The following is a 26,474-nucleotide window of genomic DNA, read 5'->3' as shown; positions in this document are numbered from 1 at the left end:
TTTTCAACTAATTACTTAAGGAATAATTCTAACTTTTTGATATTAGTTTGAATTTATTTTTCTCTGTTATTTTTCTGAAATATTGATGACAATACCCTAAAAATTTGCAGGGTGAGCAAAGCCCACCCTAACTAATTAGTTATTATCGTTATCTGGATAGCGCTGGACAATACCAGAATGTCCTTCAACCTTATCCACAGATTCAAATTGACCGCCTAAATATTTTGCCAGAAATTCTTCTGCGATCGCGTAAAAATGCAAGCGATTCTCCGGACGCGCAAAACCATGTCCTTCGTCAGTATAAAGAACATATTCCACAGGCTTATCATTTTGTTTCATTGCCTCGACAATTTGCTCGCTTTCTGCTTGTTTCACGCGAGGGTCGTTCGCACCTTGTCCAATTAACAAAGGCTTCTCTATTTTATCAACCTGGAAAAGTGGCGATCGCGATTTCAAAAATTCTTCTTCCGTCTCCAAATTTCCCACCCGATGCTGAAACATCGCCATCATCGGTTTCCAATAAGGAGGAATACTCTTCATCAACGTAATTAAATTACTCGGTCCGACAATATCCACACCGCAAGTAAACACATCTGGTGTAAAAGTTAACCCCACCAAAGTCGCATAACCACCGTAAGAACCACCCATAATTGCAATCTTATTCGGGTCAGAAATACCTTGGTCAATTAACCAGTTTACCCCATCAATCAAATCATCGTGCATCGTCCCAGCCCATTCACGATTAGCTGCATTGACGAAATCCTTCCCGTAACCAGTCGAACCTCGATAATTAATTTGCATCACCGCATAACCTCGGTTCGCCAACCATTGTACCGTAGAACTGTAACCCCAAGTATCTCGCGCCCAAGGTCCCCCATGAACCAATAACACCGTCGGAACCGGAGTTTCGCCACCCATTGGTAAAGTAAGATAGCCGTGAATTGTCATCCCATCCCGCGACTGATATGCTACAGATCGCATCGGGACAAGAGGTAAATCTTCTAACTTCGGTTGACTGCTAAACAGCAACTTACTTTCTTTCGTCTCGCGGTTATAAAAATAGTAGTAAACAGGACCATTGTCAGTCAAGTAAGCAACAATCCAATTTTTGTCAGCTAAGTCGCGACTGGTAATACTATATTCACCCGAACGAACTTTCCCTAAATTAGCAAAATCTTCAGCAATATTTTCATCTAAAATTTGCCATTCTAGTTTATCTTTGTAAAACGAAACTGCTTGAATTACTCGTTTTGTCGGGTGCATAACCACACCACCAACATCATACTTTTCATCAGCAGCAATTACCGTTTCTTCTTTCGTAGCTAAATCTAAAGCTAACAAACGTTCCGCATTAGCATCATGAGAACCAATAATATAGAGTGTCTTACCTTCATCATCAAAGTCAATTGCACCACCGCCATCATCAGGACCCCAATGACGCAAAACTTGCCAATCTTGGTCTACATTTTCACGATAAAGTAAGTCTGAACCACCATCAGGTGTTGCCGCAACCGCCACGCGAATTTTAAACTGAGGATCTGCTGTCCAACTAACAATATTACCTGGATTTTCTGTCTCAAATTCTACTGCGCCATTTTTCAAATTGAGACGATAAACATCAAATTTTTCCGGACTATTTAAGTTTAAAGCAATTAAAGCTTCGTCAGGATATTCGCGATCGAATTCAATTGGTTGAGCTTTTACACCTTGAAATGGAGTTAAATCCCGGACAATATTAGTGTTAATATTCACCGAATAAAGGTGAAAGTTTTCATCGCCATCAGAATCTTGTAGATAAATCAATTGTTCTGGATTATAAGTCCAGAAATACATCCGAATTCCGCGTTTTTTATCATTAGTTAATTGAGTTTCTTTTTCTTCACCAATAGTTTTTAACCAAACTTGCAAAACATTTTTTTCGTCGGGAGCAATATAAGCTAAATATTTACCATCCGGCGACAATTTTGGACTAACTCGTTCGGGATTACCAAACAAAATTTGGCGGGGAATTAAAGGAGGTAATTGGGTATAGGTGTGAGTTTCGCTTGTCGTTGTCATAGCTTACTTTCCAGATAATTTTTCTCTGTTGTGATGCACTCTAGCTAATTTCTTAATCGAAGGGGGTGAGGGAATTTACCCATCGGGATAGGGAAAATTCCCCATACCGATCTTTGGAAAAAGCCTATTTTCACCTCGGTAGTAGATCGCCTTAAGTAATTTTACGTAGAAGTTTTTGGGAAATATTTTCTCTACTGAACAACATTTAAATACTCACCTCCGGTAACTGTTGTTTGAGAAAATCAGCATATTTTTGAGCCTCAGAAACAACTAAATGAATGCCATCAGTAGTTATCCAATCTTTTTCCGGAGGTGGTTGTAACCAGCGATAATTATTATTCGGAAATAAATCGCGCACCAGTTTTTGTACTTGCTTTTGGCGTACAGTATTTGCTAAAGTTTCTTCAATCGGCATCTCAAAAAGGATAACCTCGACTCCCAATTCTTTAAGTTGAGAAACTGTGTTTTTAATTTCCTCAGCTTCAATTCTAATTCTTTGCTCTAAATCTTCTGGTAAACCGTGGTTCCATTCTGTTTGATAATTTTCTACTAATTGAGCACGGATTTCTGGATTAACTTGTTCTTTAGTAGTACCTTGTGGATTATTTTCTCCTCGCAACCAATCAACAAAAACACTGACTGGCTGATATTCTTGGCGAAACATGGGTAGCAACAAACGCAGAGAATATAAAAAAGGGTTATATAGACTGCTGAGTAAATCTTGATTAGCGCCTCGTTCGATAGTATCGTTAATTTCCACCAAAACTAAATCGGGTTTTTGGGGCTTTTCAGCGACGATTTCTAAACCAGTTTGGCTGGAAATACCCGCCATTGCAAGATTAAAAGCATTTTGGGTAATAGCTGCTGCATCGAGACGAGCAGCCATTGAACTACCGACTAAGACCAATTCTGGGTTAAGCTGGCGATCGTAGACGTAGTTTTCGGCTTTAATAATATTCTCTTGTTGCTGATTAATTCCCGAACTAGGTGGTATTAATCCTCCCCAAATTAAGACTTGATATAAAGTGATGAAAAACAGACAAATGGCAAGGGGGCGAATAATTCTTTGTCCCCATTTAATTTTCAGAGGAAAACTAAAACTGGAAGTAGATGAAGGCATTTGATTGACCACTGTTAAGTAAGATTCCCACTAGCATTATACCGAGAGCTAAATCTTGCCAGATTCCACCACGACGAGCTTTTTTTCCTGTGGGCATTGTTTCGCCAATATATTTGTTAAAGGTAGGAAAATAAGGTAGATGATAAATGATTACAGGTAAAGCATAAATCAAGGTGGGGATAATGTAAATAAGCTGGAGTTGGACATCAGTGTTTTTGAACATGGTTACGAGGAAAAAGACGGCGTGTTCAAAACGAGGTAGTTGAAACAGTAACCAACCAAAAGTGACGAAGGAAAAGACGGTTAAGACTCGGATTGAGTCGAGGAAAAATTGTCGTAAATTTGGCTTTAATTCGGCATTTGGTGGTGCAGATTTATTGAAACCAAGGAATCTTTCTATAGCTAATCCAATGCCGTGATAAATGCCCCAAACAGCGTAACTCCAAGATGCTCCGTGCCAAAGTCCGCCCAGAGTCATAACAATCATTAAATTAATATAAGTTCGGACTTTTCCTTTTTTATTGCCGCCGAGAGGAATGTAGAGATAAGTGCCTAACCAAGTTGATAAAGAAATGTGCCAGCGTCGCCAAAATTCTGATAACGAACGAGCGATATAAGGAAAGTGAAAGTTATCGGGTAAATTGTAACCCAAGGCTGCACCTAAACCGATGGCAATTAGGGAATAACCTGCAAAGTCGGCAAAGATTTGCATTGAGTAACCAAAGAGTAAAATCAGCATGGTGAGGGAGGCTAAACCTTGGAAATAAGGATAGTTAATCCAGTAGGTGTAGTCTTTCAAATTGTCGGCGATGACCATTTTGAGGAAGTAGCCGATTACTAGGGAACGAAAGACGATTTCCCAATTGATGTCAGCAAAGTATTTGGTTTTGATTTGGGGATAAAAGTCGTGGGCTTTAACAATTGGTCCGGCAATTAACTGGGGAAAAAAAGAGATAAAAAATGAAGTTTTGAATAAGTAGTTGAGGAAGTCAGTTTCTTCGACAGAAACTTCTTTTTGTTCTCCGGCTTTTTGTTCTCGGAGGACATCAATTACTAAACTAATTCCTTGAAAAGTGTAAAAGGAAATACCGATTGGGAGAGGTATTTGTAGTAATAATGGGATGATGCCTTGATTAGAAAGAGCGGAGACATTGGCGAGATTGAGAAAAAGTTCGGTGAAGAGTTTGCCGTATTTAAATAAGCCGAGAATTAGTAAGTTGGCAGTAACGCCAGCGATCGCCCAAATTAACCTTGGTTTGGGGTTGGCTGTGCGATCTACTTGGTAGCTGGTGATCGCATTAATTAAAATTGAGATGAGTAAGAGAAAAAGTAGTTTGGGGTTTGCCCAGGCGTAAAAAATGAAACTGGCGATGATTAAAATGGGTACTTGTATTTGGCGGGATTGAGGTAGGTAGTAGATAACGAAGGTGAGGAGAAAGAAGATGACAAAGGTAAGACTGTTAAAGAGCATTTTGGGTGTAGTTAGAGGAGAGTGAGATGGGTTGTTTCCGATGTTAGTCTATCTTTTGGGAAATGGCATTATGTTGAGGTGGGAGACGGGACTGTTTCATTTTTGACGGAGGGTTTTTCCGAGTAAGCGCCAAGCTTCGATCGCGTCTGTTTTTCCCTTAGCGATAATTGCTGGGCGAGATTCTACTGTTAATTGTTCGCGAAGCAGTTGATAAACGGCATCGGAGATGGTAATTTCTCCGGCTTTGGTGGCACTTTCCAGACGTTTAGCAGTGTTGACGGCATCGCCAATGGCGGTATAAGTTCGCACATCTTCACTACCAAAGAAACCTTCAATTACTGTACCGCAGTGTACGGCACAACCTGCTCCTAAAGCATGGGTGGCGAGTAGGGGTGTGGCGGTTTGCTGCATGGCGATCGCGGCATTAACTGCTAATTCTGGTGTAGCGTAAATTGCCATAATTTCGTCCGCAGTTAAAGTAATTCGTAGCGGTTGATAGGCGGTTGCGGTTGGTTCCACACTATGATAATAGGAGTTGAGAACTTTGGCGACAAGATCGGGAGCAGTTTCCTCGCACCAATGGGTAAAACCGCGAATATCCATAAACACGATCGCGCGATCGCAACGCTGAAAATTTAAGGCTTGGGGATTGGTGACGGCTTTACTGACAGCATAACTGCCCATACCCCACTCGGCTAAATTGCGTAATAATTGGGCAGTTTCTTGCAGTTGTTGTTGCTGTCGCGTTACTTGCAAAGTTTGTAAACCCAAGAGTAAGCCAACAAAAATCAAACTTTCAACTAAAAACTGTTGTTCGGGAGTAGCGAGAAAATCAAGGGAATTTCCTTCGATGAAAGTATTTAAAGATAATTTAAATCTGACAGCTAGATAGAGAGAAATTAACATTCCCATTCTCGCGAGACTCTCAAAAGGAATCAGCCAGTTAGTCAGCCAAGTTGCCCAGTGAAACCGCAAACCTTGCAAGATGGCAATGAATAAAGCAAATAACCACAGAATCCAATGATTAGCTTCGTAAAAAAATGCGCTCCCATCGATGGGTAAATCGACAATTGTATAAATCGCTGCACCAATTAAATTACCCCAAAAGCGATTGGCTTGGGGGCGGGATAAATACCAAGCTTGAAACAGGAGGGCGAAAAAGATGATATAGTGAGCTGGATCGGTGAGATATATTTGCCAATTCATGATGGCAATTTCTGCCAAGGAATTGAGAACGAGAAAATGACCGCTATTGGTTAATAACTCGCTGATAAAGGCGCTCCAGCGACTACCATTTAATTTAAGATCGAGGTCGTTTGGCTGGTGATTGGAAGCAGATTTTAGCACGGGAAAAGTAAAGATAAAATAACAATGGGAAAAGAGTCACCCTGATGGCAATTTTCTGAGCAGAATAAGACTCTTTTCTAAGATAAGCTACATTTTCCTAGGGGTTGAGAAAGGGCGATCGCTACTGAGTGACAACTCAATAAACATCATTGGTGCGATCGCGTAAGTTTCTTTCGATGGGCATGACTAAAATTTTATCAACGCGGTTGCCGTCCATATCCATGACTTCAAAGCGCAAACCCTGCCATTCAAAATGATCGGCTGCTGAGGGTATTTTACCCAGATGGGTAATTACAAAACCGCCTAATGTATGATAATTACCCCGTTGTTCTCCGGGTAATTCGTCAATGTTAAAGAGTTTCCGAAATTCGGCGATCGCTAATACTCCATCCAATAACCAAGATCCATCTTCTCGCTGCACTGCTTGGGGCATTTCTGATTCATCTATTTTGGGAATATCGCCGACGATCGCTTCCATCACGTCGTTAAGCGTGACAATTCCTTGAATTACGCCGTATTCATCGACGACGAGAGCGATATGAGTACCTGTTTGTTTGAATAATTCCAACACTTTTAAAGCTTTGGTACTTTCTGGAACGAATAAAGGTTGCTGCAAATAAGTCGTAAGTTCAAACGGTTTCCCAGATAGACAAGCAGCGAGAATATCTGTAATTGGGACGACTCCCAAGACTTCATCTAAACTACCTTGACAAACAGGGAAGCGAGTGTGGTTGCTGCTAATAATTTTTTGGCGGTTAGCTTCGGCAGAATCTTCTAGGTTAAGCCAGACAATTTCTGGTCTAGAAGTCATCAAAGTGCTAAGTTTACGGTCATCAAGCTGCAAAACTCGCTCGATCATATCTTGTTCGGCAACTTCAAACATTCCCGCTTCAGTACCTTGTTTGAGCATCACTTTAATTTCTTCTTCTGTCACCAAGGGTTCGGTTGCGGCTAAGTCGGTACCGAACAGGTGTAAAATTAGATCTGTAGAAACGCTTAACAAATGCACTACTGGCGAGACTAAAGTAGCCAAGTTACGAAGAGGTTTAGCTACTTGGGTAGCAATTTTCTCTGGGTTACTCAGAGCGAGGCGTTTGGGAACGAGTTCGCCGATTACCAATGAGAGATAGGTAATAGTTAAGACGACGATCGCCAGGGCGAATCCTTCACTTTGAGCCGCAAGAAGTGGTACTCGCTCAAATACTAAAGCTAATTTTTCGGCGATCGTCGCACCACCAAATGCACCAGCAAAAATGCCCACTAGGGAAATGCCGATTTGGACGGTGGAGAGGATCTGATTCGGATTATTAGCTAACTTTAAGGCAGCCCTTGCCTTAGTGTCTCCTGCTTCGCTAAGTTGTTCTAAACGAATTTTCCGGGCGGATACAAGTGCGATTTCTGACATGGCGAAGATGCCATTGGCGAGAATTAGGACAAAAATGATGATAAGTTCCCTAGTAAAGTCGAGCATGGATTTCTTTGGGCTGCTGGCAAGGGTTAAAATCTGGTTCTATATCTAGTATGAGAGAGAGCGAGCAAGTAGCCGCATTTACCAGTTATCAGTTGTCAGTTACCAGTTATCAGTTATCAGTTGTCAGTTACCAGTTATCAGTTATCAGTTACCAGTTATCAGTTATCAGTTGTCAGTTACCAGTTATCAGTTATCAGTTGTCAATGAGCAGTTATCATTGACCACGTACCCCCAATCACCAATCCCCAATCCCCAATCCCCAATCCCCAATCCCCAATCACTAGACTAATATGGCATTTACTTCAGTTATTCGTACTATTGAGCGATCGCCACTGACGGGCGAATTACTTACTAAACTTAATCGAGAGCAATTTTTACACGTTAATGGTGTTCCTCGCTTACCAAAGGCTTTGGTTGCTTCGGCTTTGGCGAAAGCGGCGGAACGCAATCTTTTTCTGGTTTGTGCGACTCTGGAAGAAGCGGGACGCATGGCGACGCTGATGGAGGCGATGGGTTGGCAAACTGTGCATTTTTACCCGACTTCGGAAGCGTCTCCCTATGAGCCTTTTGACCCGGAATCGGAGATGATTTGGGGACAAATGCAGGTTTTGGCGGATTTAGTCGGGGAGGAAGTTGATTCTCGGCAATTAGCGATTATTGCGACGGAGCGATCGCTGCAACCTCATCTTCCTCCACCCGCAGTTTTTCGCCCTTATTGTCTGACTTTAACTGTGGGGATGACTTGGGAATTTAAATCTCTAGACAAGGAATTAGCTCAACTCGGTTACGAACGAGTTCCCCAGGTGGAAACTGAAGGACAATGGAGTCGGCGCGGCGATATTGTCGATATTTTCCCGGTTTCGGCTGAGTTACCTGTGCGGCTGGAGTGGTTTGGGGATGAGTTGGAAAAGTTGCGCGAGTTCGATCCGGTGACGCAGCGATCGCTCGATCGCATCGAAAAGTTAATCCTCACCCCAACTAATTATGCGCCGATTATTGCCGCTAATTTGAGCCAGGATAACCTCGAACAAGTCCAAGCTTATCTTTCCCCCGAAGAACAGGAATCTTGGCAGTCAGAGAATTTTCCTGAAGGTATGCGCCGCTTCCTCGGACTAGCTTTCGACCAACCTGCTTCTTTACTCGACTACTTGCCAAAAAACACTTTATGTGCATTCGACGAACTCGAACAATGTCGCGCCCACAGCGATCGCTGGGTGGAACACGCTGAGGAACAATGGCAGGAATTAGACCGCAATTCTTTACCAAAAATTCATCGAAAATTTGACGAATCTTTAGCCGCAGCCGCCGAATTTCTCCGCTTATATTTAGCTGAATTAGTAGAAGAAAATGCCGCCGGAATTAATCTTTCTTCTCGTCCTCTTCCCGTCACACCTCATCAATTTGCCAAATTAGCAGAAATCCTGCGCGGCAAACGAGAAATCTATAGCAACATCCAACTAAATAAATTTTCCAGTTGGTTAATTTCGGCTCAACCTTCTCGTTCGGTTGCCTTACTTCAAGAACACGATTGTCCCGCCCAATTTATTCCCAATCCGCGCGACTATCCCGCCATTGAGCGATTACAAAACCAGCAGGTTTCTGTTGCTGTTAAATATTCCGGTTTAGCCGAATTAGAAGGATTTATTCTCCCAACTTATCGAATTGTAGTTGTCACCGACAAAGAATTTTTTGGACAACACGCCCTCGCTACTCCCGGATATATTCGCAAGCGTCGCCGCGCCGCTTCCAAACAAGTAGATATTAACAAATTACATCCAGGAGATTATGTAGTTCACAAAAGTCATGGAATTGGCAAATTTCTGCGTTTAGAAAGTTTAGAAACTCGCGAATATTTAGTAATTCAATACGCCGATGGTTTACTCCGCGTTCCTGCGGATGCTTCCGAGAGTTTATCGCGTTTTCGACAGATTGGCAAGCGTCCGCCCGAACTAAATAAAATGTCCGGCAAAGCCTGGGAAAAAACCAAAAATCGCGTCCGCAAATCGGTAAAAAAATTAGCCGTAGACTTGCTTAATTTGTACGCCAAACGCTCTCAACTTTCCGGCTTTGCTTATCCTCCAGATATGCCTTGGCAACAGGAATTAGAAGATTCTTTTCCTTATCAACCCACGCCAGATCAACTAAAAGCAATTCAAGACGTAAAGCGTGATTTAGAAAGCGATCGTCCAATGGATCGTTTGATTTGTGGCGACGTAGGTTTTGGCAAAACAGAAGTAGCAATTCGCGCTATTTTCAAAGCAGTTACTACTGCGAATAAACAAGTGGCTTTTTTGGCTCCGACAACGATTCTCACCCAACAACATTATCATACTCTCAAAGAACGTTTTGCCCCCTATCCAATTAACATTGGTTTATTAAATCGCTTTCGTACCGCCTCAGAACGCAAAGAAATTTTACAACGTCTGTCAACCGGAGAATTAGATATAGTAGTAGGAACGCATCAACTATTAAGTAAAGGCGTAAAATTCCGCAATTTAGGAATGCTAGTAGTAGATGAAGAACAACGTTTCGGTGTGAATCAAAAAGAAAAAATTAAAGAACTAAAAACTCAAGTAGACGTACTGACTTTAACCGCTACTCCGATTCCAAGAACTTTATATATGTCACTTTCCGGAGTACGAGAAATGAGTTTAATTACGACACCGCCGCCATCCCGTCGTCCGATTAAAACCCATCTTTCACCGTACAATTTAGAAGTAATCAGAACCGCAATTCGTAACGAATTAGACAGAGGCGGACAAATCTTTTATGTCGTTCCCCGAATCGCCGGAATCGAAGAAGTTGCCGGGAAATTGCGGCAAATGTTACCCAGTGCGAGAATTGCGATCGCGCACGGTCAAATGGGTGAAGGTGAGTTAGAATCAACCATGCTCACCTTTAACGACGGAGAAGCGGATATCCTCGTTTGTACGACGATTATTGAGTCAGGTTTAGACATTCCCAGAGTGAATACAATTATCATCGAAGACTCACAGAAATTCGGCTTATCTCAACTGTATCAATTGCGCGGTCGAGTAGGTCGCGCTGGTATTCAAGCACACGCTTGGTTACTATATCCGAAACAAAGTAGTTTATCTGATGCCGCGAGACAAAGATTGCGTGCATTGCAAGAATTTACTCAATTGGGATCGGGTTATCAACTAGCAGTAAGAGACATGGAAATTCGCGGAGTTGGTAATCTTTTAGGTGCAGAACAATCCGGACAAATGGATGTAATTGGTTTCGATCTTTATATGGAAATGCTGCAATCAGCAATCAAAGAAATTCAAGGACAAGAAATTCCCCAAGTCGAAGAAACGCAAATCGATCTCAAGATCGTAGCGTTTATTCCTACAGATTATATTCCCAACATCGAACAAAAAATGGACGCATATCGAATAGTTGCTTCTGCTACATCGAAAAAAGAACTAGCTCAAATAGCAGCCGACTGGAGCGATCGCTACGGTTCTCTTCCTTCCCCAGTAGAACAATTGCTGCGAATTATGGAACTCAAACAACTAGCCAAATCCCTCGGATTTTCGCGCATTAAACCAGAAGGTAAGCAAAATATAGTTTTAGAAACACCAATGGAAGAACCAGCTTGGAATTTGTTGAAAGAAAACTTACCGCAACACTTACAATCTCGTTTTGTTTATACTCCGAAAAAAGTTACAGTGCGCGGTTTAGGCGTTCTCAAAACTAGCAAACAATTAGAAAGTTTAGTGGAGTGGTTAGGTAAAATGCAGGGGGCTTTACCCGAACCAGCTTTAGTTTAATTTTCTGGTGCATTCGGTCGGGATAATGGGAATTATCCCCTGAATGTATCCTATTGAGTTGAGGATTTTAATTATCTGCTTGTAAACAAGAACGAATTAACTGCTGCTGGTGCAAAATACGTGCTTCAAGTTCGTTTGCTAAACCAGCTTGATAAACACCACTAGCATATCCTTTTTGTACCCCTTCGGTAATTTTCATATCTTCGCTCATAAAAGCTTCAAAATCACTTGCTAATTCAGCCGCCGGAGGACTAAAATCAGGGATACCATAAATCTCTAGATTCACCAGACAACTTTCAACTGTTACTGGATCGATACGCAGCCAAGCTAATACCCCATTAGGTAAGGCTAACAAATGTAAATTAGGAAAAATTCCATAGGTAAAGAAACCGAAACGAGCGCGATCGCTTAAATGGGATAAGCTAGGATAGCGCGATCGCCACTCTTTAGTAGTTGGTGTATATAATAGGTTGACATAGCGATCGAAAAAATGCTCGTAATAGCAAACTGACCCTTGAATAGGGTTGAGGGTATGAGGATGCACTATCGGAACATGATAATCACAAAGAGTATTATCATGATAATTTTTCCAGTTACAAGCGACTGAATACTGTTTTTTAACTAATAACTTAGTAGCTTCAGTATGATGCTCTTTCACACTACCAATAATTTCTCCTAAATACTCTTCCAAAGGAGGTGTATCTTCACTGAAGCAAACAAAGATAAATCCTAACCATTGTTCGCAGCGAACTTTTTTTAAAGGAAAATCTTCATCGCAAAAATGAGAGGGAAAGCGATTTTTTGCAGGTATTCCCTTTAACTGACCATTCAAGTTATAAACCCAAGCATGATAAGGACAAACTAACCTTTTGAGGGAATGAATTCCTATTTCAGGCACTAACACAGAAGCACGATGAGGACAAACATTGTGAAAAGCTTGCCAAGTATGATTACTATCTCGAATAATGAGAATACTATACCCAGCTACTTCTGTCACCCAGACTGTTTCTGCTCTTGATAAGTTAGCTGCATCGCCGACATAAAGCCAACTCCGTCGAAAAATCTTTTGCTTTTCTCGAGCAAGCAGGTTTGGGTCAGTATAAAACTTAGCATCTAAAAAGCTTGATTGAAAATCTGGTGTCGAAAAAGTCTTTTGTTGAGTCTGTATCATTTTAATTATCTTTAATGAAGAGTTTGTATAACCTAGCGTTTCAGTTTCATAAATTCAGTATTAATCCTTAAAAAGCTAACAATCTGCGGAAACTCGATAAAGATTCTTCACCCTCACCAAGTTTCCACAGATTGTTTTGCAAAAGTTTAATCTCGGAAATTTTAGTTTATTCGGCGGTGGCTAACTCGGTGCTGCCACGACTGCGGCGGCGGGTTAAGCTGTTGAATAACATCTGACCGATCGCTAAAATCAGATTACCTTCTAGTTCGTTAAACAGTTTCATGTTCATACCAAAGGCATCATTCGCTTCATCAACGATTTGTTCTGCTGTTTGTTGGTCTACAGGCAATTCATCGAGCGTTTGACGATATTTTTGCTTAAAGGCTTTTTCGTCAGAAATCTCTTGAAATTCGTAAAAAGCTGTACCTTCTCCTTCGTTGAGATTCATTGCTTTTTGGGCAATTTTCTTAAGAATTTGTCCTCCAGACAAATCTCCTAAGTAACGGGTGTAGGAATGTGCGGCTAAGAGTTCGGGTTGATTGGCTGCTACTTCGTGAATGCGCTCTACATAAGCTTTTCCTGCTTCTGAGGGTGCAATCTGTTCGCGCCAGTTTGCACCGTAATAATAGTACAAGTCTTGCTCTAAGCTTTGCTTGCGGTTTAATTCAGGAAAGTAAATTTTCGAGACAATGGGATGGTGTTGCAGCCGTTCCATCTCTTCTTCCATTGCGGAATAGACAAAATAGAGGTTGGTAACTAATTTCCGATAAGAAGTTTTTTCGACAACTCCTTTCAGAAAGCACTTGACAAAACCAACATTTTCTGCCATTGTGTGGGACTTTTTCGTCCCTTCGCGTAACATTGTAGCTAAATTAACACTCATGTCCAATTTCCTGTTCTATAATCAGCTTGCTGTATTAATCTTTACAAAATTTGCTTTCAAACCGCCTAACTTGCTAGCTTAAACGGATTTAATGAGAATTATCATTAAGAATTTTTACAGAAAAGTAATTTCCCTGAGATTGTAAGTGTTGTAACCGACGACTCTTCAGCGATTGTAGACGAGGATGTCGCGCGATCGCCACTCTCTCGAGAGTATAACCTGGGGTCAGATAGTGAAACTGTGTGGATTCCCCTACCTATGATCGCTAGGACTATGTTGAGATTCTCAAGCAACTTCTGTCTCCCCCTCGATCGAAAAGGGAATTAACTGATTTCCACCTACTTTTTCAAACTCATTTTTTTTGACTTTTTGCGGCTGCCAATAATACCTAAATATTGTTAAATAATTTATCAAATTTTCCTTGCTCGCAAGAAGTTGGTATAATCAATTCGATCGAGGTTGTTAGGTATAATTGTGGTTTTTAACAAAATAACTAATCAAGCACAAGAAGTTTCGGGCAAATTGCAGGAACAAGCTGGTGAAATGTCCGAAATGGCGCAAGAACAATTTAATGTGGTTTTAGAAGAATATCAAAAAGTGCTACCAATTGCTGAGGATTTGGGTTTAAGTGTCGGTAGTTTTAAACTGGAAATGGGTGTAATTCCGGAAATCAGAACCACTCTGGTTGGTTCTCTCGATCGCATTAACGAAGAAACAGTTAAAGAAATAACCGCAGCCAATAAAGCTAATAAATTACTAGGAGTTATTTTTAATGCTTTGCTACTCGCTAAAAATTTACAAGAGCGATTGAAATTATCAGTTCTGAAAGGGGTAACTGTTGATGTGAAATTAGGAGTAACTCCGAATGTGTCTGTAAATTTAATGCGCTAGTTAAACTCATTAAATTTTCAGGAAGAAAAAGCAATTTTGGAGTGTAGAGACGTGGTGTTTTATGCGTCTCTTTTTCAAATTTGATTAACTTCTAAAGGAAGCGCGATCGCGAATTCGCTACCCTCTCCCGGTACAGAAGCACAACTCAACTCACCACCGTGACGTTCGACGATAATTGAATAGCTAACACTCAAACCTAAACCAGTTCCTTGACCTACTGGTTTGGTGGTAAAGAAAGGATCGAAAATTTTTTCCCGTATTTCTTCGCTCATCCCTAAACCATTGTCAGCAATGCGAATTTCAATTGTGTTATTCTCGGCAATTTGGGTATGAATGGTAATAGTTGGCTGACTGCGATGAGCTTCTTGAAGAGCATCAATACTGTTAGCGACAATATTCATAAAAACTTGGTTTAGTTGACCTGGGTAGCAAGCGATTTTCGGTAATTTTTGGTAGTTTTTGACGATCGTAATTTGGGGGAAATTTCCGCTTGATTTCAATTTATTTTGTAACAAGACCAAGGTACTATCTATACCTTCGTGAATATCGACAATTTTTCGGGCTGCTTGGTCTAGTCGGGAAAAGTTTTTCAGTGAGGTGACAATTTCATTGATGCGATCGACTCCTGTTTGCATTGAATCGATGATTTGGGGCAAATCTTCTTGGATGAATTCGAGCTCGATAGCTTCAATTTCTGCTTGAATATTGGCGACTGGTTCGGGATAATATTTTTGATATAAAGCTAATAAATTTAACAATTCTTGGGTGTAATTTCTGGTATGATTAATATTGCCTTGAATAAAGGTTAAAGGATTATTAATTTCGTGAGCTACACCTGCGACCATTTGCCCTAAACTAGACATTTTTTCGGTTTGAATTAGTCGGGCTTGAGTGCGTTGTAATTCAGCTAAAGTTTGTTGCAGTTGAGCGGCTTTTTCTCGTTCTTTGGCTTCGGCTTTGCGGACGGCTTCTAAGTTAGTTAATTTGACGTGTAGTTGAATTCTTGCTAGTAGTTCTTTTTTGCTAATTGGTTTAATTAAATAATCATTAGCGCCGCAATTAATACCTGTGAGAAAATCAGTAACTAAATCTTTGGCGGATAACAACAAAATTGGTAATTCGTCAAGGGAATATTGTTGACGGATCATCCGACAAACTTCGTAACCTGTTAGACGAGGCATCATCACATCAAGTAAGATGAGATCGGGTTTGAGTCCTGCGGCGATCGCTGCGAGAGCTTCGATCCCATTGCTGAGGGGAACGAGATCGTAGTTTTCCCCCGATAAATAATTGGTTAATACTTGTAAATTTATTGGTTCGTCATCGACAATTAAAATTGTTAGTTTGTGTTCCGAAGATTTCGTTGAGTTTAGTTGCTGAGTAGTCAGAGTATTTGCTAGTTTTAAAACTGGCTCAATTTCCTTGACTTTTTGAATTTTTTCTGCTATACCTGAAACAGTTTTAGCTTCAGAAAAAGGAGCTAAAGGAAGAGTAAAACTAAAACGAGAACCTACACCGAGAGTAGACTCAACTTCAATTTGTCCGCCGTGTAATTCAACTAATTGCTTTGCGATCGCCAAACCTAAACCCGTTCCTCCATAGATTCTAGCAGTAGAACCATCTCCTTGAGTAAAAGAAGCAAAAATTTTCGTTAATTGCTCGTCAGAAATCCCGATTCCCGTATCGGCAACAGTAATTTTGAGATAATTTTCTTGGCGAGTAGCAGAGACTGATACTGTACCCGAATCAGTAAATTTAATTCCATTCCCAACCAAATTGTACATAATTTGTTGGAGGCGATTTTCATCGGCATTTACTAGGGGTAGATCGACTTCGAGATGATTAATTAACTGAAGGGATTTTTGTCCAATCAGAGGTTTGCTTAAAGTCAAAACTACATCAGTAATTTCTCGTATTCCTACTGGTTTGAGAGCGAGTTCAAGACTGTCATATTTTAGTTGAGAAAAGTCAAGAATATCGTTAATTAAACTGGATAAACGCCGCCCTGTAGAAACAATCGTAGCCAGATTAGAAATTGTTTCTGGAGGTAGGGAACCAGTTGCACCTTCAATTAAAGATTCAGCAAGTCCCATAATTCCCTGTAAAGGTGTACGTAATTCGTGAGAAGTATTAGCTAAAAACTCATCTTTTAATTGTTCGACGCGCTTGCGATCGCTAATATCTTGAAAAGTGGCGATCGCGTATTCGATCTCACCTGTCTCATTAAAAATTGGTGTCGCGGAAACTTCCAGAGAAATAATTTGTTCTCCTTGGTGAAGTTCGAGATCGTCCATTTTGACAGTTTCACCTTGAAGCGATCGCGCGATCGGTAGTTCTGCGACAGGATACAATTCGCTAGTGCCCGCGCGATAAATTTGATAAAGTGAGGAAAACTGCTCGATTGTCGCTTGTGGTAGCACTTCCATACCGAATAACTGCTTGGCAGTTTGATTAGCATAGTTTGCTTGTCCGTGGCGATCGTGAACTGAGATCCCAATTGGTATAGCTTCCAAATATTGACTCAAGCGTCGTTCGTTTTCTCGTACCTCGGCATAAAGTCGAGCATTAGTAATCGCGATCGCGGCTTGACTAGATAATAGTTGAATTATTTCTAAACGAGCGGGAGTAAAAGCACCAGTTGTTAAATTATTTTCTAGATAAATAATACCACTAAGTTGTCCTTGATGCAATAGCGGCGCACACAAAAATGATTTAGTTTGATATTTTTTAATATAAGCATCTTGACTAAATTTGCCTTCGTGGAAAGCATCATGTTCGACTACAGTTTCTTGAGTTCGCATCACATAGTTAATCGCTGAGAGAGGTAAGCGATTTTCTAGAGAAATTGACTTGAAAACTGGAATTTTTGACGACGCAGTTTGCTGAGATGCTTCAATTACCCATTCGCCCGATTTCGACAACAACAGCAAACCTGTTTCCGCACCAGCATTCTGAAGCAAAATTTTCATTAATTTACTCAATAATTTATCAAGTAAAATCTCACTACCAATAGCTTGAGAAGCTTTCATTACCGCCACCAAATCGAAGTTTTTCCCCGACAAAGTAGCACTGCTAACACGAACTTCTTTCAACTCAGTTGTTTCCCTATGTGAAGGTAAACAATTAGCCAGTAATTGAGGATATTTTGCTTCTAAATCTCTAACTTTAGCAGTCGCACCCCAACAACTATAAGCATAATGTGCTTCAGTTAGATAAGTTTGGGCAATTATCTCTCTACCTAAGTTTAAATAGAACTTAGCAGCCAGTTCATTTGCAAGAGCTTCTTCCTGAAGATATTGATTATTTTTAGCTCCGAAAATCGCGCGATCGTAATATTCCATTGCTTCCAGATAACAACCCAGCACCCGATAACATTCTGCTGCGACTAAATCGAATTTATGCAAATAATTCATCGGAGCAGAATGCGCCCATTTTTCCATCTTGCGCTGATTAATTTCTACTTTAGCTAAGATTTTTTCTCGTTCAAGATTAGTTTGATGTTCGTAAATTGCCAGCCGAGAAAGAGAATCATAAAAATAAAAAAGAGGAACCAAAAATGAACTTAACTCTCCCTGAATATATTCTTCAGTTAAAGCTAAATTTTGGTAAGCTTTTTGCTCTTGATTAAACAGATAATAAAGAATAATTTTATGTAAATATAAATGACAAATTGCTACCAAATAATTGTTGTCCTGATAAGCTTTCAGCATTTTTACTTCATCAAATAATTCTCCCGTTAAACGCCAAGGCTCGTCAACTGAATTCAACAAATTTAATACTACTTGATGATGAAGTTCGTGTAATTCTAAAACATTTTCTTGCTTAATTTGAGCTAAAAACTCCTGGTAGCTACGCATCTGTTTTTCTAAGTCAGCAAGGGGAATAGTTCCGGTAAAATAGCCAAGGTAACAGTAGCGACAAACTGAATAAGCAGCGTGTTCTAAATCTCCAGTTTCCAGCCCGATAGTATAAGCTTCTAACATAGATTTTAAAGTTTCTCGAACGGGAATTTTTAAATGTTTGATAAAATAATTAGTTACAAATACAGTCATCGCTTTTAGTGGTTGAGCATTCAATTTATTTAATAAATTTAAAGCGAGTTCGCTGAATTGATAACCCGATTCAAGATCGCCAACAATTCCACAAAGAATTAAGCCATAATTAGCATAAGCATGAGTATGAGCGGCAGCATTACCATATTTAAGGGCTAAATTCACTTGTTGAATGGAAATTAAAGGTAAGATTTCCGCCCTCATCATGTAAACAACGGGACAAAGATTTAAGAGAATTCGAGTAGCTGCCAATTTGCCCGGATCGGTCATTAATGGTAAATTAATTAAGTCTTCAATGCTTCTTTCTGCCAAAGCTGATTGTGTCTGTGCTAAACTAGCTTGAATCTCAGTTTGACTAGGTTTAGGGGGTAAATCTACTCCTAATAATTTGAGGATTTCTAAACCCAAATCCAATACTTGTTGTAATTGATTTTGTGTCTTTAAAGCTTGGATTTTAACTTCATACACTTGCACCTTTTCTACCAAAGTTTTCCCTTGCTGAAGCAACACTGTCATTAACTGCTCCATCCGAGCAAAATCTCTTAATAAATAAGCGGCTTCTGCGGCTTCTAAATAGAGAGTAAAACTTAATTCATATTCATTTTGCCAATTATCTGCACAAAGAAATTTTCTTCCCTGGGCGAAATAGGTAAATGCTGCTTGATAAGCGGTAGCTGTTTTCGCTTTTTTACCTGCAAGTAAATTCAGTTTAGCAATTTCGTGGCGTTCTCTAAGATCGCTAATTAATTCAATACCTAAATTAAGTTGATCGACGATCTTAAATATTTCATCAGACAAAGATTTCGGATTAGTATTCTCCCACAATAAACGACCAATTTGTAAGTGAACAGCTTGTTTTTGTGACTCGTTAATTAAAGCATAAGCTGCTTGTTGCAGGCGATCGTGCAGAAATTTATAATCTTGAATTAACAACTCTTGGTCTAGCTTTGATTGAGGCAAAATTAACCCCGACTGAAGTGCAGGAATTAAGGCTGAAAAAACAGTATTTAGAGATTTCTCACTAATAATGGCGAGAGTATTTAAGCTAAAAAATGCTCCGATACAAGCTGCTAATCCCAAGATTTTTTGGGTTAATTCTGGCAGCTTTTTAATTCTAACAATCATCAGCTCGACTACATTATCAGTAATTTCCCTGGCTTTAATTTCTGCAATATTCCACTGCCACTGATGATTTTGAAAATCAAAAGTTATTAAATTTTCTAAGTGGAGAGTATTAAGAAATTGATTTACAAAAAAAGGATTTCCTTCAGTTTTTTGCCAAATCAATTTGGCTAATGGTTGTATTTTGGCAATGTCTTGATGTAAGGTATCAACAATTAGTTGACTAAGGTTGTCTTCAGCTAAAGGTGTTAAGTTAATTTGATTGATGATTACTTGTTGTTTTTGCATCGCTCTTAAAGTCATCATTAACGGATGACTCGGACTAACTTCGTTATCGCGATAAGCTCCGATGAAAAATAAATGTCGGGTTTGCTCATCAAGAATGATTAATTGAAGCAACTTCAATGTTGCCAAATCTGCCCATTGTAAATCATCGAGAAAAATCACTAAAGGATGCTGAGGAGAACAAAATGCTCGAATGAAGTTTTGGAAGACAAGGTTAAAGCGATTTTGCGATTCCATTGCTCCCAATTCTGGGACTGGCGGTTGTTTACCAATAATTAGTTCTACTTCCCGAATTACATCAGTAATCACTCGACCATTTTGTCCTAAAGCGGCTAACAATTTTTGGCGCCATTGACTCAGTTGGGCTTCGCTTTCAGTTAATAGTTGGCGAATTAATTCTTGGAAAGCAATTACGATTGCTGAGTAGGGAATATTGCGCTGAAACTGGTCAAATTTACCTTCGATGTAATAGCCTCGTTTTTCGGTGACAGGTTTGTGAATTTCCGCGACGAGAGATGATTTGCCGATTCCGGAATAGCCTGCGACTAACATGATTTCGACTTGTTTTTGGTTGTAGTTAGATGGGCTTTTATTTACCAGGTGAGATTCTGCAACTCGCTCAAATGCGGCTAGTAAGGTAGCAAGTTCTTTTTCCCTACCATATAGTTTTTGGGGAATTTGAAATCTTTCGGCAAAATCACGAGCAGCTAAAGGAAATTGTGAAATTTTTCCGGTTGTTTTTAATTGATGGGTGCATTCTTGTAAATCGGCGATAATTCCCCAAGCGCTTTGATATCTGTCTTCGGCAGTTTTGGCGATTAATTTCGTAACGATCGCGGAAATTGCTGAGGGGATTTCTGGGTTGATTTCTTGGGGTGAAGGGGGAATTTTGGCAAGATGACAGTGGATTAATTCTAAGGGATCTTTAGTCTCGAAAGGTAATTTTTGGGTTAAGAGTTCGTAAAAAGTAATTCCTAATGAATAAAAATCGCTACGATAGTCTAAGGAACGGTTCATCCGTCCGGTTTGTTCTGGGGATAAATAAGCTAAGGTTCCTTCTAAGATGCTAGGATTTTTTAGTGTAGGATTTTCGCGAGTTAATTGAGTGGCAATCCCGAAATCAATAATTTTGAGTTGTTCGGTGTCTGGATTTAAGAGAATATTACTAGGGTTGATATCTTTGTGAATTACATTATTGCTGTGAATCTGACCCAAAATTTGTGTTATTTTAATCGCCAGATCGAGAAATTTATTTAAAGATAAATTTGTCAATAATTTTAAGTCGAGCAATTGTTTTAAAGACATTGCTCCGAAGTCTTCAAGGACGATCGCTAGCGTGTGGCGATAAGTTTCTAAACCATAAGTTTTAATTACGCCATCGAGATTGAGTTGACTGGTAATTTGATATTCTTGCTTATATCGAGTCAACTCTTGGGGGGTAGGATAGTCTTGTTTGAGAACTTTCAGGATAACAGGTTGTTGTTTTCGATCGCGGATAGCACGATAAACTAAGGAATTAGCACTTTCGTAAATTAAGGCGATCGCATGGTAGCCAGCAATTTCCAGGTTCGCAATTTTCAAATTCTTGCCTCCTTTGTCTACCTAGATCCTCTGGAAATTACTACTCAAGGTTGAAACTGGGTTCCTACTTTTCCAGAGACGAGAAACTTTTACCGTTATTTTTGGGAAAAACTATTTAGTTAGGGATGAGGTTCAGCTAGAGTTAATCCTACTATAGCTCTCGTAAACGCTGAGATCGCCGATCGCTTAGCAGTATTTTTTTTTTCTTGACGATCGCAGTAGGGGCGCCCGATTCGATGCGCCCCTAAACTTTCTGCTCAATTTTGAGGGATCGCTGTTTTCACTTTCGAGTCATTAAATGTCGAGTTCGGTAAGATTTAAACGAGGACCGTGGGTTTCGATGAATTCCCGACGAGGTGCGACGCGATCGCCCATTAAGACGGTAAAAATACGATCGGCTTCGGCTGCGTCTTCGATTTCTACTCGTTTGAAGGTACGGCTTTCTGGATTCATGGTAGTATCCCACAGTTGTTGGGGCATCATTTCACCCAAACCCTTAAAGCGTTGAATCGTGTAGTTAGCGTTACTAGGAAACTCGTTTTGGATGAGATTTTGGAGTTCGCGATCGCTATAACAATAGTAATGGCTCCGTCCCCGCTCAACTTTATACAATGGCGGACAAGCAATATAAATATAGCCTTGATCCACCAAATCCCGTTGATAGCGATAGAAGAAGGTTAGCAACAACGTGCGGATGTGCGCCCCATCTACGTCAGCATCAGTCATGATCACTATGCGATGGTAGCGTAATTGAGAAGCATCAAACTCTTCGCCTTTAATTCCTAAACCCAAAGCGGTAATTAACGACTGAATTTCGTTATTTTTATAGATTTTCGCATCGTCGGTTTTTTCGATGTTCAAAATTTTACCGCGTAGGGGGAGGATGGCTTGAAAGCGTCGATCTCTTCCTTGTTTGGCGCTGCCACCCGCACTATCTCCTTCTACGAGGAAAATTTCGGCTTTGGCAGGGTCTCTTTCGCTACAATCGGCTAATTTACCGGGTAAGGGGGAAGATTCTAAGACTGATTTACGGCGGACTAATTCGCGCGCGCGACGGGCGGCTTCGGCGGCTTTGAAGGCTTGGACTGCTTTTTCGATAATTGAGTCGGCGACACCAGGATTAAATTCGAGATATTCGGTTAAGACTTCGCCGACGAGAGAGTCTACAATGCCTCTAACCTCGGTGTTACCGAGTTTGGTTTTGGTTTGACCTTCAAATTCCGGTTCGGGTACTTTAACGGAAATTACGCCGGTTAAGCCTTCGCGGACGTTTTCCCCACCGAGGTTCGAGTCGTTGTCTTTGAGTTTGTTGCGTTTGCGTGCAACTGTGTTCATCGTGCGGGTGAGAACGGTTTTGAGTCCTTCGAGGTGAGTTCCGCCATCGATGGTACGAATGTTGTTCGCAAAACCGAGAAGGTTGTCGCTGTAAGCATCGACGCACCATTGTAAAGCAACTTCTACCTGTACGCCGTTACGCTCTCCTTCGACGTAAATAATATCTTGGTGGAGGGGTTCTTTTTCGCGGGTCATGTAAGTGACATATTCCCGGATACCGCCTTCATAACAATAACTTTCGACGCGGGGTTCTGGAGTGCGGCGATCGCTAAAGGTAATTCTTACGCCTGCATTGAGATAAGCTAGTTCTCGAACTCGTCCGGCTAAGGTATTGTAGTCGAATTCGATCCCATTGGTAATGAAAATCTGGGTATCTGGCTTAAAGGTTATGGAAGTTCCGGTACGGTCTGTTTTACCCTTTACTTCTAGTTCTGTTACCGGAACACCTCGTTCGTAGCGCTGTACGTGAACTTTTTGGTCGCGCCAAACCGTTACTTCTACCCACTCGGAAAGGGCGTTAACTACAGAAATACCAACCCCGTGTAGTCCACCAGAAACTTTGTAACCGCCGCCGCCAAATTTTCCTCCGGCGTGCAATACTGTCATTACTGTTTCTAAGGCTGATTTGCCTGTAGTTGGGTGGGTATCAGTGGGAATACCGCGTCCGTCGTCAGTAACGGTGACGGAACCATCGGGATTAATGTCGATTTCGATGTGGGTACAGTAGCCAGCCAGTGCCTCATCGATCGAGTTGTCCACTACCTCGTAAACTAGATGATGGAGTCCCCTCGGACCTGTGGAGCCGATATACATCCCTGGACGTTTTCGGACTGGCTCAAGACCTTCGAGAACCTGAATCTGTTCGGCGCTGTAACTGCTAGTCATGAAAATTCTCCAATTTAGTCTTGGAGCCGATATTCGACCCCTTCATGCCAAAATCTTTAAAAATTTTAGCACAAAAGGGTTAAAGGCGACATTAGCCCAACTGGAAGTGGAGTTTGGGGCGGGATATACCTGGTTAGCAGTTCTTGTGCGATCGCGCTTATTGTCAAGTAGGAATTAATGATGTTAATTATAATTTGTGGGGCGACGGCGACAGGTAAATCAGGATTAGCTTTGGCTCTGGCGCAACGTCTCAATTCGGTTATTATTAGTGCAGATTCTCGTCAAGTTTACCGCGAGTTCGATCTTGGGACGGCAAAACCTTCTTTAAGCGAACAAAAGTTAGTACCACATTATTTAATAGATATCTGCGACCCTACTGAAACTTTAACTTTGGCACAATATCAGGAACGGGCGCAAGCTTTGATTGCTTCTCCACTTGTAGCTAATTCTCCACCGCTTTTAGTGGGAGGTACTGGGTTATATATTAAGGCGATCGCGAAAGGATTGAAAATTCCGAGGGTATCACCTCAACCAGAGTTACGCGAGATCCTCACTTCTCTGGGTCAATCTCAACTATACGCTTTTTTAGCCCAAGTCGATCCCACTGCCGCCGAAAAAATTCATCCTCATGACCAAGTACGCACTTTAAGGGCTTTAGAAGTTTATTATGTCACGGGAATTCCCATTTCTCAACAGCAAGGCGAAAATCCTCCTGATTATCCTATTTTACAACTTGGTTTGGATTGCGATCCAGAAGCATTAGAGCGACGCATTGCCCAACGTACTGAAAAAATGATCGCCGCAGGTTTGGTTGAGGAAGTAGAAAAATTATCTCATAAATACGGTCAGGATTTACCTTTACTAAATACGTTGGGTTATGCAGAAATAAAACGCTATCTCCAAGGGGAAATTTCCCTTACTGAAGCTAAGAGTTTAACTGTTTTACATACTCGCCAATTTGCTAAACGTCAGCGTACTTGGTTTCGCGCTTATCCCGAAATTCAATGGTTTGATGCAGATAGCCCCGACTTGTTAGCAAAAGTTTGGCAGCGAGTACAAGAATTTTGTAGCTAAAACCACAAAACTAGACAAGAATTTTGTGGTTTTCAGCTTAGTTTAGTTTAACTGAGATTATCTGGATCTACCCCCATTTCTCGCAGTCGTCGCGCTAAAAGTTCCGCGCGTTGTTCGGCTGTTTCCGCGCGTTGTTCGGCTGTTTCGGCACGTTGTTCGGCAGTTTCGGCACGTTGTTCGGCAGTTTCTGCACGTTCATCACCTGTAGGAAGAAGAATACCATCGCGATCGCACCAACGCAACCAACTATCTTGTCTTCCTTCAAATTCACCTTCCCAGAGAGTTACACCTAATTGTACTTGTTCTAACCAGGTTTCTGTGGTTTCAAAGTAACGCATTCCTCGCAACTCAAAAATCCGTAATCTTTTGTCTCCTAACTGCTGAATTGGGTCATAAACAAGATAATAACTTACCCGCATTAACTCGTAAATTCGCAGTTTATCTTCGAGTTCCTTCCCTTCTTTATTAGAAACTATTTCTACGGCAACTTCGGGTGGTTTACCAAAGCGCCAAACCATATAAACTCGGTTTTGCTTTTCCCACCAATTTTCGGGAATTTGAGCATTAAGACTGAGAAATACATCAGGTACTATTGGCGGTTGTCTGTCTGTATAATAAATACCTACATTTGCGGCGGCTATAAAAGTTCGATCTCGCCAAGAACTATATAGAGAACTTACTAACAAACGTTGTTGTTTTACTATTAAATAGTCTACTGGTGTATCGTCCTCAGTAACTAGCTTTTCTGCATCTGGTATATAAAATTCTTCCGATTCTTCCGAAGCTTCAGAAACTTCGGAAACTTTCGACATATAAGTTTGCTCAACCATAATTAAATCCTGTATTTGAGCGCTTTATTCTATTATAATTTAAAAAACCAAATAATAATTCAAAATCATAGTTAAATTTTCCAGTAAATAAATTAAAAAAACAATATTTGAAGTCCAAATTGGGTGTCGAAAGACAGTTAGAAGACAAAAAATAATAATTCGTCATTGACACAGTAGAGAGGTTGCATGCAACGTCTCTACACAATTTCATCTAGCGTAGCCAAATCAAATTGGTATAAAATATCGGTCATAATAAAATAAAGCCCAGGAAAGCCGAAAATGTCTCAATCTGTTACAACTAAAGAAAGAATTACCTTTGAAGAATATCGCTTTTATCAGCCCGAATCTGATGTAAAGTATGAACTATTTCGGGGTCATTTACTACCAATGGCAATACCAACAGCTTTGCATTCTAGCATCTGCCAATATTTAGTTTACAAATTCCAACATTACTTTGCTACTACTAATCTTGACTTAGTAGCAAAAACAGATATTGGTGTGAGAACCGAAGTTGATACATCTCGCATCCCCGATGTGGTAGTATGTAGTTCATCACTGTGGTCAGGAATTCTCAATCGACCCGGTAGCGGTATTTTTGATTTTGAAGAAATACCGAATTTGGTAGTAGAAGTAACAAGCGAAAATTGGCGGGAAGATTATATTCGTAAACGTGCAGAATATGCTTTAATTTATATTCCTGAATACTGGATTGTAGACCCCAAAAAAGAGCAAATTTGGGTATTAAGCCATCCTGAAGGTGAAGAAGGTTACGATCGCCAATCCTATACTCGCGGACAAAATTTCCCTTCTGAGCAATTTCCCGATCTAATTTTATCAGTTGATACGCTACTTGCGCCACCAATTGTCGAAAATTTGCTTCGGGAAGAACAAATGCAACGACAGCAGCTTGAAGCGAAATCTCGACGATTAGAGGAAAAATTGCGAGAAATGGGCATAGATCCAGATACAATCTAGATGGGGTAGAGTTGAAAGCGGCGATCTAGGAGCGATCGCCACTTTTTTACCAGAAAAACTGGGTTTAAAGCCTCGCCCTTTAGCGGAGCGGAGGGCGACTTTTTAAAAGTGCAGTACCAAGGAAATATTTGTGGTAAAATTTCTCCA

Annotated in this window: 15 protein-coding genes; 5 read left to right on the top strand and 10 right to left on the bottom strand. The window is 40.6% G+C overall.

The genetic code is table 11. From position 1 onward, the window contains the following. Window positions 1–135: 135 nt before the first annotated feature. The 5 genes from G3T18_RS17705 to G3T18_RS17685 form a co-directional block, all read right to left on the bottom strand. Window positions 136–2,058, bottom strand: a complete 1,923-nt coding sequence (locus G3T18_RS17705; protein WP_224411908.1) for a S9 family peptidase — start codon at window positions 2,056–2,058, stop codon at window positions 136–138. Between the two features lie 205 nt (window positions 2,059–2,263). Further along, the gene (locus tag G3T18_RS17700) at window positions 2,264–3,178 is read right to left on the bottom strand and encodes a hypothetical protein (protein WP_224411907.1); all 915 of its coding nucleotides are present in this window, start codon (window positions 3,176–3,178) and stop codon (window positions 2,264–2,266) included. Next, window positions 3,153–4,649, bottom strand: coding sequence for an MBOAT family O-acyltransferase (locus tag G3T18_RS17695; protein ID WP_224411906.1), 1,497 nt, complete (start codon window positions 4,647–4,649; stop codon window positions 3,153–3,155). The genes G3T18_RS17700 and G3T18_RS17695 overlap by 26 nt, the downstream gene beginning before the upstream one ends. Window positions 4,650–4,745: 96 nt before the next feature. Further along, entirely contained in the window at window positions 4,746–5,996 is a 1,251-nt protein-coding gene (locus tag G3T18_RS25770; RefSeq protein WP_224411905.1) for an adenylate/guanylate cyclase domain-containing protein, read from the bottom strand. Window positions 5,997–6,132: 136 nt separating this feature from the next. Then, window positions 6,133–7,467: a hemolysin family protein gene (locus G3T18_RS17685; protein WP_224411904.1), complete on the bottom strand. Its 1,335-nt coding sequence runs from the start codon at window positions 7,465–7,467 to the stop codon at window positions 6,133–6,135. Between the two features lie 290 nt (window positions 7,468–7,757). On the opposite strand from G3T18_RS17685, the gene mfd reads away from it, so the two are divergent. Beyond that, window positions 7,758–11,243: a transcription-repair coupling factor gene (gene mfd, locus G3T18_RS17680; protein WP_224411903.1), complete on the top strand. Its 3,486-nt coding sequence runs from the start codon at window positions 7,758–7,760 to the stop codon at window positions 11,241–11,243. 67 nt (window positions 11,244–11,310) lie between these two features. Here the strand turns inward: mfd and G3T18_RS17675 are convergent, their stop codons facing one another. Both G3T18_RS17675 and G3T18_RS17670 read right to left on the bottom strand, forming a co-directional pair. Further along, on the bottom strand, window positions 11,311–12,414 hold the full coding sequence (locus G3T18_RS17675) for an aromatic ring-hydroxylating oxygenase subunit alpha (protein ID WP_224411902.1): 1,104 nt from the start codon (window positions 12,412–12,414) through the stop codon (window positions 11,311–11,313). Between the two features lie 166 nt (window positions 12,415–12,580). Next, window positions 12,581–13,297, bottom strand: coding sequence for a biliverdin-producing heme oxygenase (locus tag G3T18_RS17670; RefSeq protein WP_224411901.1), 717 nt, complete (start codon window positions 13,295–13,297; stop codon window positions 12,581–12,583). A gap of 474 nt (window positions 13,298–13,771) precedes the next feature. Between G3T18_RS17670 and G3T18_RS17665 the strand changes: the two genes are divergently transcribed. Beyond that, window positions 13,772–14,188: a hypothetical protein gene (locus G3T18_RS17665; protein ID WP_224411900.1), complete on the top strand. Its 417-nt coding sequence runs from the start codon at window positions 13,772–13,774 to the stop codon at window positions 14,186–14,188. A gap of 74 nt (window positions 14,189–14,262) precedes the next feature. On the opposite strand, the gene G3T18_RS17660 is transcribed toward G3T18_RS17665, so the two are convergent. Together G3T18_RS17660 and gyrB are read right to left on the bottom strand one after the other, a co-directional pair. Further along, entirely contained in the window at window positions 14,263–21,228 is a 6,966-nt protein-coding gene (locus tag G3T18_RS17660; RefSeq protein WP_224411899.1) for an ATP-binding protein, read from the bottom strand. Between the two features lie 294 nt (window positions 21,229–21,522). Beyond that, the gene (gyrB, locus tag G3T18_RS17655) at window positions 21,523–23,448 is read right to left on the bottom strand and encodes a DNA topoisomerase (ATP-hydrolyzing) subunit B (protein WP_224411898.1); all 1,926 of its coding nucleotides are present in this window, start codon (window positions 23,446–23,448) and stop codon (window positions 21,523–21,525) included. Here gyrB and G3T18_RS17650 point away from each other — a divergent pair. Both G3T18_RS17650 and miaA read left to right on the top strand, forming a co-directional pair. Further along, window positions 23,447–23,626, top strand: a complete 180-nt coding sequence (locus G3T18_RS17650; RefSeq protein WP_224411897.1) for a hypothetical protein — start codon at window positions 23,447–23,449, stop codon at window positions 23,624–23,626. The two genes, gyrB and G3T18_RS17650, sit on opposite strands and share 2 nt — an antisense overlap. Continuing rightward, window positions 23,626–24,522, top strand: coding sequence for a tRNA (adenosine(37)-N6)-dimethylallyltransferase MiaA (gene miaA / locus G3T18_RS17645; protein WP_224411896.1), 897 nt, complete (start codon window positions 23,626–23,628; stop codon window positions 24,520–24,522). The genes G3T18_RS17650 and miaA overlap by 1 nt, the downstream gene beginning before the upstream one ends. 47 nt (window positions 24,523–24,569) lie before the next feature. Here miaA and G3T18_RS17640 read toward each other — a convergent pair whose 3' ends face one another. Next, window positions 24,570–25,352 (bottom strand): Uma2 family endonuclease, encoded by a 783-nt coding sequence (locus G3T18_RS17640; protein WP_224411895.1) that lies wholly within the window; start codon window positions 25,350–25,352, stop codon window positions 24,570–24,572. A 279-nt stretch (window positions 25,353–25,631) separates the two neighbouring features. Between G3T18_RS17640 and G3T18_RS17635 the strand changes: the two genes are divergently transcribed. Next, window positions 25,632–26,327 carry a Uma2 family endonuclease gene (locus G3T18_RS17635; RefSeq protein WP_224411894.1) on the top strand — a complete coding sequence of 232 codons (696 nt, stop codon included), beginning with the start codon at window positions 25,632–25,634 and terminating at the stop codon, window positions 26,325–26,327. The last annotated feature ends 147 nt before the right edge of the window (window positions 26,328–26,474 follow it).

Source organism: Oscillatoria salina IIICB1, assembly GCF_020144665.1.
GTDB lineage: Bacteria > Cyanobacteriota > Cyanobacteriia > Cyanobacteriales > SIO1D9 > IIICB1.
This window is presented reverse-complemented; position numbering and strand designations above follow the sequence as displayed.

Coding starts and splice junctions, on each gene's coding strand:
- G3T18_RS17685 (WP_224411904.1), bottom strand. CDS start 7,467: ATGCTCGACTTTACTAGGGAACTTATCATCATTTTTGTCCTAATTCTC.
- G3T18_RS17695 (WP_224411906.1), bottom strand. CDS start 4,649: ATGCTCTTTAACAGTCTTACCTTTGTCATCTTCTTTCTCCTCACCTTC.
- G3T18_RS17705 (WP_224411908.1), bottom strand. CDS start 2,058: ATGACAACGACAAGCGAAACTCACACCTATACCCAATTACCTCCTTTA.
- G3T18_RS17675 (WP_224411902.1), bottom strand. CDS start 12,414: ATGATACAGACTCAACAAAAGACTTTTTCGACACCAGATTTTCAATCA.
- G3T18_RS17700 (WP_224411907.1), bottom strand. CDS start 3,178: ATGCCTTCATCTACTTCCAGTTTTAGTTTTCCTCTGAAAATTAAATGG.
- G3T18_RS17635 (WP_224411894.1), top strand. CDS start 25,632: ATGTCTCAATCTGTTACAACTAAAGAAAGAATTACCTTTGAAGAATAT.
- G3T18_RS17640 (WP_224411895.1), bottom strand. CDS start 25,352: ATGGTTGAGCAAACTTATATGTCGAAAGTTTCCGAAGTTTCTGAAGCT.
- miaA (WP_224411896.1), top strand. CDS start 23,626: ATGATGTTAATTATAATTTGTGGGGCGACGGCGACAGGTAAATCAGGA.
- mfd (WP_224411903.1), top strand. CDS start 7,758: ATGGCATTTACTTCAGTTATTCGTACTATTGAGCGATCGCCACTGACG.
- gyrB (WP_224411898.1), bottom strand. CDS start 23,448: ATGACTAGCAGTTACAGCGCCGAACAGATTCAGGTTCTCGAAGGTCTT.
- G3T18_RS17650 (WP_224411897.1), top strand. CDS start 23,447: ATGAAAATTCTCCAATTTAGTCTTGGAGCCGATATTCGACCCCTTCAT.
- G3T18_RS17670 (WP_224411901.1), bottom strand. CDS start 13,297: ATGAGTGTTAATTTAGCTACAATGTTACGCGAAGGGACGAAAAAGTCC.